Here is a 2,457-nt window from a genome sequence, read left to right as displayed (position 1 = left end):
GCGTATAATCGTCGGCAGCGTCAGATGTGTATAAGAGACAGGGCAGGGGCTTCTCGGCGGGCTGAGTGGTCTTCTCCCGTCGCGCCGGTCCGAGCAGTTCCTGGTCGGGCTCCTGGTCGGGGCGGCGGCGGCCTATGTGCTGTCCGACGAGGAGTTGCGCGGCAAGATCGTGAAGTCCGGCCTGAAGCTGTACGGCAACCTCGCCGGCGGCCTTGCCGAGATGAAGGAGCAGATGGCCGACCTCCAGGCCGAACTGGAGGCGGAACAGGCCGGACCGTTATGAGCGGCCTGCCCTGGTTCCTGCGGCTGGAGCCGGTCCATCGGGTTCCGGGGCGCATCCGGCTGCGCTACGCCTGCCGCCCCGGCGCCCCCGACGACGCGGCGACCCTGCACCGGGTGGTGGAGGCGGTCGCCGGCGTGACGTCGGTCCGGGCGAGCCGCGCCGCGCGGTCGCTGGCTGTCCGCTACGATCCGGCGATGACGGACGCCACGGCGCTGTGCCTCGCGTTGGCCGCCCTGCCGATTCCGGAACCGCCGCCGCCCGCCGCGGCGGCGGAGGAGGGCGGGGAGAATCACGTCGCGACGCTGGTCCGCAGCCTCGCCACGCTGGCCAGCGGCTTCCTGCTGCCCATGCCGCTGCGCCTGCCGCTGTCGCTGGCCGTCGCGATGCCGATGCTGCGCGAGGGCATGGCCATCTACGGGCGGGAGGGCGTCAATTCCCATGTGCTGGAAGCGGCGGCGGTGGCGATCTCCCTGGCGCGGCGGGATTTCACGGCGGCCAACACCACCGTCTTCATGCTGGCGCTCGGCGAATACATGGAGGAGTCCATCGCCCGCCGGTCGGACGCGCTGCTGAAGCGGCTGCTGCGCCCGTCGAGCGATCAGGTGTGGCTGCTGCGCGACGGGGTGGAGATTCAGGTGCCCGCCGACACCGTCATGGTCGGCGACAGCGTGGTCATCGGCGCCGGGACGGTGATCCCGGTGGATGGCACGGTGCTGAGCGGGGAGGCGACCGTCAACGAGGCTGCCATGACCGGCGAGAGCGCCCCGGTGGTCAAACAGCGCGGCTCCGCCGTCCTGTCCGGCACGCTGATGGAGGAGGGCCGGCTGGTCGTCTACGCCGAGCATGTCGGCAGCCACACCGCCGCCGCCCGCATCGCCGATTACGTCGAACAGTCGCTGACCGTCAAGAGCGAGGCGCAGCTCGACGCGGCGCGGCTGGCCGACCGGCTGGTTCCCACAGTGCTGAAGCTGGCCGGCGGCTCCTTCCTGATGACCGGCGACTGGCGCAGCGCCGCGTCGGTGCTCCAGGCCGACTATTCCTGCGCGCTGAAGCTGGCGACCCCGGTGGCCTTCAAGTCGGCCATGTATGGGGCAGGGCAGGCGGGCATCCTGATTAAGGGCGCCAACGCACTGGAACGGCTGGCCCAGGCCGACACGGTCATCTTCGACAAGACCGGCACGCTGACCACCGGCGATCTCCAGGTGACCGATTCCATCGCCTTCGACCCGACCTTCAGCCCCGACGACCTGATCTGCCTCGCCGCCTCGGTGGAGGAGCATTACTTCCACCCGCTGGCGATGGCCGTGGTCAACGCCGCCAAGGAGACGCACAACCGCCACTTCGACCATCAGGAGGTGAAGTTCATCGTCGCCCACGGGGTGGCCAGCGTCATCGACGGCAAGCGCATCGTCGTCGGCTCCCGCCATTTCATCGAGGACGACGAGGGGGTCGACACCACGGCTCACCGGGAGGCCATCGACGCGCTGCACCGTGACGGCAAGACGCTGCTGTTCATCGGCTTTGGCGGGGTGCTGGCCGGCGTTCTGGCGCTGAAAGACAGCGTGCGCGCGACCAGCGCGGCGACCATCGCGCGGCTGCGGCGGGCCGGGGTGAGGCAGGTGCTGATGCTGACCGGCGACCACCGCGACCGCGCCGCCGAACTGGCCGCGGAACTGCATCTCGACGGCTTTCACGCCGACCTGTTGCCCACCGACAAGGCTCGCATCATCGAGGATCTAAGCCGCGAGGGCGCGCGCATCGCCTTCGTCGGCGACGGCATCAACGACGCTCCGGCGCTGGCCGGCGCCCATGTCGGGATCGCCATGCAGAAGGGAGCCGATATCGCCCGGCTGACCGCCGACGTGGCGCTTCTGGAGGACCGGATCGAACGGGTGGCCGATGCCAAGGAGACGGCGAACGCCGCCATGGCGCTGATCGCCCGCAACTACCGCCTGACTGTCGGTCTGAACAGCGCGATCCTCGGCGCCGCCGCGCTGGGTCTGCTGTCTCCGGTGAGCACTGCCGTGCTCCACAACGGAACCACGATCGGGATTCTTCTGAACGCGCTGCGCCGCGCGCCGTCGGCCGTACCTTGAGCCTAGCAGGATGCGGAAAAAGGGCTGTGCACGGCCGGTTGGTCGTGATTCTTTTCGGTTGAGGAGAACACGGCCGAC

2 protein-coding genes are annotated in these 2,457 nt (G+C 69.6%); both read left to right on the top strand.

Going from position 1 to position 2,457, the window contains the following annotated elements; all coding sequences use genetic code 11:
* Window positions 1-136 precede the first annotated feature (136 nt).
* Window positions 137-283: a hypothetical protein gene (locus tag Q4I23_RS32125; protein WP_498528927.1), complete on the top strand. Its 147-nt coding sequence runs from the start codon at window positions 137-139 to the stop codon at window positions 281-283.
* A complete protein-coding gene (locus Q4I23_RS32120; protein ID WP_498528926.1) occupies window positions 280-2,379 on the top strand; it encodes a heavy metal translocating P-type ATPase in 2,100 nt (699 codons plus the stop codon). The genes Q4I23_RS32125 and Q4I23_RS32120 overlap by 4 nt, the downstream gene beginning before the upstream one ends.
* Window positions 2,380-2,457: the final 78 nt, after the last annotated feature.

This window comes from Azospirillum sp. UFLA03-27, from assembly GCF_059803775.1.
This window is presented reverse-complemented; position numbering and strand designations above follow the sequence as displayed.

Excerpts from the sequence above, each read along its gene's own strand:
- Q4I23_RS32120 (WP_498528926.1), top strand. The coding sequence starts at position 280 with ATGAGCGGCCTGCCCTGGTTCCTGCGGCTGGAGCCGGTCCATCGGGTT.